The organism is Wolbachia endosymbiont of Madathamugadia hiepei (assembly GCF_013366855.1).
In the GTDB taxonomy this organism is placed as follows: domain Bacteria; phylum Pseudomonadota; class Alphaproteobacteria; order Rickettsiales; family Anaplasmataceae; genus Wolbachia.
Map to the genome: position 1 here is coordinate 1 of NZ_WQMP01000094.1, position 3,936 is coordinate 3,936.

Sequence of the window (3,936 nt, forward strand, 5' to 3'; positions counted from 1 at the left end):
TTGACAAGACTGCTGAGGTTTTTATGGGTTTTTTAAACTTCGTTGGTTCTCTCATATGGCTTCTCTAAAATTTTGTTCACAGAGACTAGAGCTTTCTTGTAAAAGTTATCTCTATGCCCCAGTGTGATTATGGTTACTTCGTATTTTTTGGCGTCTACGGAATACATAATCACCAACTCTTAGTCTTCTAAACCCCTTAAAGCTGTGTTGTAAAGGCTCGCCAAGATTCAATGGATCTACTGTAAGACGTTCCTGTATTGCTTTCTTTATTCTTGATTCTATTTTTACCGATAAAGCTGGAAGATCTTCTTCAGTAACATTCCTTAAAAATTTGATTTCGTAGTTCACTTGGCGTCTTTATGATCAACATCTCCACTTAACGTCTTTGAAATCAACTGTTTCTGCATTTTCAATATCATATTGGTCAGCAACCACAGATAATAAGAAATCCTCCTCTTCACACTCTATTGCTTTTTTGAATAGCCTTTCTGCTAGTTCTTGAGCGGGCTGCTTAGTGAGCTCAACTAGTTTAGCAAAGGCGTTTATTGAGCTAAAAAGGCGAATTAGAGAGTTATTTTTAGCACTAAATAATAAAATTAATAGTTTAAAAGTTTTTCTTAAAAAACTTACTATAACTTGGTCACAATTTTCATTAAAAGACAAGTACAGAAAAACTAGGGTATCAACCTTAACTTCTCTAAATTTGCTCACAATCTCTTAACTTGACGCGTATGGTTTATTTAACACTCCCACCAACCATGCCAAGCGGCAGATACGGCATTTACCGCAAAAACTCATATTTTACACAATCGGAGCGAGGAAATATATTCCTCGAGCGGATAATTTCGTTATACTTAACATGGAAACAAAAGGAGCTAAATCCTTTCCACAGCCTCTTATCTATCGTTTCTTAAACCTCTCCCCTGAATGGATACTACCAGGCCAATACCACCAACTTATAACTCAGTTCCGCCTACCGTAATTGCATCAACTTTGAGTGTTGGTTGACCAACTCCAACAGGCACATTTTGTCCATCTTTCGAACATGTACCAATACCGGGATCTAGCTTTAAGTCATTGCCAACCATGGATACTTTTTTCAGCACTGTTGGCCCGTCACCAATTAGCGTTGCTCCTTTGACTGGCTGTGTAATTTTACCATTTTCTATCAAATAAGCTTCTGAAGATGAAAAAACAAATTTTCCTGACGTTATATCAACCTGCCCGCCACCAAAATTTACTGCATATAGACCTTTCTTTACGCTAGATATTATCTCTTCTGGTGTATGTTTCCCTGGCAACATATAGGTGTTCGTCATGCGCGGCATAGTAACTTCCTTATAACTCTCCCTTCTACCATTACCAGTTGGGTTTACACCCATGAGTTTAGCATTCATATGATCCTGCATATATCCCTTGAGAATCCCATCTTCTATCAACACATTATAACCAGAAGGAGTACCTTCATCATCTATGCTAATAGAACCACGCAAATTAGGCAGAGTTCCATCATCAGCTACTGTGATGCCACTAGCTGCTACTTGTTTACCAATAGAATTTGAAAATGCTGAGACTCTTTTACGATTAAAATCGCCTTCGAGTCCATGACCAACAGCTTCATGTAACAACACTCCTGGCCAGCCCGAACCTAGAACAACTGTCATCTCCCCAGCCGGAGTTGGAACTGCTTCGAAATTTACTAATGCCTGTTCTAAAGCCTGGTTTGCAACTTCCTTCCACTTTTTCCCAGAAATAAACTTACTATAAGAATCCCGTCCACCGTGTCCTGCAGAACCTCTTTCGGTGCGACCATCTTTCTCTACGATAACCAGCACATTAAAACGTACTAAAGGCCTAATATCGCTTAATCTGTGATCACCTTTTATTATTTGTACGACTTGCCATTCTCCACTTAGAGTTATTTTTACTTGCTTCACGCAGTTATTTTTGGATCTTACATACTCATTAACCTCGTTGAGCAGTTTAATTTTTGAGCTTAGATCTATTTCATTTATGGGGTTAGTTTTCGAATATAGGTTTTTTGTCTCTTTGCTTAAGCTTATTGAATTTGTTTTGTTCAAAGACACTGAGCTTTTAACTATAGAAGCAGCGTTACTAATTTCTTTTTCGCTAATCTCAGAAGAACAAACAAAAGATGTGCTGTCCTCGCAAAAAGACCTCAGGCCAAATCCCCTTCTGGTATTCAAATCCATGTGTTTCAATATGTTATCATCGAAAACCAGAGACTCTGACTGACAAAACTCTAAAAATAGCTCACCGCCGTCGCTATTGCTCAAAGCATGGTTGACTATTTTATATACGTTATTAATATTAACATTGTTTTGAGCAAAAAATATTTGATCTAAGTTTAAATTGTCCGACATTACCTTTGAACTAAAAATTGCTCAAGTATATTATTTAACTTTAACATAGTAAACTACAAAAAGCCCGGGTGGCGGAATTGGTAGACGCGCTAGCTTCAGGTGCTAGTAACTTTTCAGTTGTGGAAGTTCAAGTCTTCTCTCGGGCACTCTTAACTTACATATTGTTTTTTGAACGAATTAATGCCATAATGTATTAATTATGCTTAAGTTTATGAGTCGTGAGAAAGAGGAACTTGCCGATATGAAAAAAATAAGAACTTACTCAAAACGCCTAGTTACCACGCTATCCATTGCTTCTTTTATTGGGTATATAGCACACTAGTTTTTGATGTTCCTAGCTTAAATTTGCACTCTACTGCTTTGAGTATTGTACTGAGTATAGTTTCACTCGATTTGAATATGTGGTCATATGTTGACCACTTTCGAAAATGCAATCTTAATAATCAGCTTGGCGTAGAAAACACCCCAGGACAAGAAAAGCTAACAGAGATCCATATTAATATTGCATCTAGCGCTTCATTTTTAATAGGGGGAATTATACCTGTATTACCTTTTGAATCTCCTATTATTTCTTTTGTTTCTATTACTTTTTCCATTTTGGGTTGTGCTGCTATGGCAGCCAATATCGTCCGGACTATGATCAGCGAGCCAAAGGTAAAAGAATTGAGCAAAGGGGGAAATCTCCAAGTGGTGTGATGGCTGGAGCCTGATCGCCAAAAATACTAATAAATTAACTTACTTGACTTATACAGGAATATCAGTTACCATATTAATAGTTTAATAACAAAAGGCGAATATTATGACAGACTTTATAAATTTTTCCGATGACTATTCAGGATTTTTCGAGGATAGTGCTTATTATGTAGTATCTGAATATAATAAGGATAGTCCAGATCTTACAGATCTTAGCACATATATAGTAGAACGTGATGAACATGAGAACTTGGTATTTAAGAACCTATATGAATATATAGGTCCGAATGAGAACATGCATAAAGATATTGTCCTTGATCTCAAATCTTTAAAAATAGAAGAAAGAATAGAGGACAGCAGCGGTTGTCATGTGAATAACTATAGGGTAGATAATGGAACTTTGTCTTCAGATGGAAAAGAATTAGTATTTAATATAACTCCAACCGAAGGGAGCTATTCGAGAGAGTTCAACGTAATTAGTATTACAAAAATATAAGCCACAACTGCACGAACATTGTGATTTGAGCCTGCCAAGAGGATGCATCCAAGTAGCCCCTTTTTTGTCATCCCAGTGCTCGACAATGGGATCCAGGATACTACTTTAATAATAAATATTTAAGAAATTTCCAAATGAGAAAAAAAGACAAAAGAAGCCCCATGGCGGCTAATTATTTACTTTTGTGTCGAAATATCGGCGTTTTTTTTATTCTAAACGTTTGATGAATGCGACTTAGCTGCTTTTTAATGCAACTAACCTTAGCTGCAAACGTTTAAAAAATTTACTAAACAGAAAAAACAGCAAAAGAAACCCCGGTAGCTAGTTATTTACTATCTATCCTATAATATTGGCGTTTTTTTA

4 protein-coding genes, 1 tRNA gene and 2 pseudogenes are annotated in these 3,936 nt (G+C 36.6%); 5 read left to right on the forward strand and 2 right to left on the reverse strand.

Annotated features, from left to right (window positions below; translation table 11 throughout):
* Positions 1-111: 111 nt before the first annotated feature.
* The gene (locus GO685_RS03825; protein WP_246226419.1) at positions 112-348 is read right to left on the reverse strand and encodes a type II toxin-antitoxin system RelE family toxin; all 237 of its coding nucleotides are present in this window, start codon (positions 346-348) and stop codon (positions 112-114) included.
* Between the two features lie 178 nt (positions 349-526).
* On the opposite strand from GO685_RS03825, the pseudogene GO685_RS03835 reads away from it, so the two are divergent.
* Together GO685_RS03835 and GO685_RS03840 are read left to right on the forward strand one after the other, a co-directional pair.
* Positions 527-721 (forward strand): annotated as a pseudogene (locus GO685_RS03835) (IS4 family transposase); the annotation flags it as partial.
* Positions 722-754: 33 nt separating this feature from the next.
* A pseudogene (locus tag GO685_RS03840) lies at positions 755-914 on the forward strand (IS66 family transposase); the annotation flags it as partial.
* A 42-nt stretch (positions 915-956) separates the two neighbouring features.
* Here GO685_RS03840 and tldD read toward each other — a convergent pair.
* Positions 957-2,384 carry a metalloprotease TldD gene (gene tldD, locus GO685_RS03845; RefSeq protein WP_175937645.1) on the reverse strand — a complete coding sequence of 476 codons (1,428 nt, stop codon included), beginning with the start codon at positions 2,382-2,384 and terminating at the stop codon, positions 957-959.
* A gap of 62 nt (positions 2,385-2,446) precedes the next feature.
* Between tldD and GO685_RS03850 the strand changes: the two genes are divergently transcribed.
* From GO685_RS03850 to GO685_RS03860, 3 genes are all read left to right on the forward strand, one after another.
* Positions 2,447-2,530 (forward strand) — tRNA-Leu (locus GO685_RS03850).
* A 253-nt stretch (positions 2,531-2,783) separates the two neighbouring features.
* Complete coding sequence (locus GO685_RS05800) at positions 2,784-3,080, forward strand: hypothetical protein (RefSeq protein ID WP_343033214.1); 297 nt, start codon at positions 2,784-2,786, stop codon at positions 3,078-3,080.
* 103 nt (positions 3,081-3,183) lie between these two features.
* Positions 3,184-3,573 (forward strand): hypothetical protein, encoded by a 390-nt coding sequence (locus tag GO685_RS03860; RefSeq protein ID WP_175937646.1) that lies wholly within the window; start codon positions 3,184-3,186, stop codon positions 3,571-3,573.
* Positions 3,574-3,936: the final 363 nt, after the last annotated feature.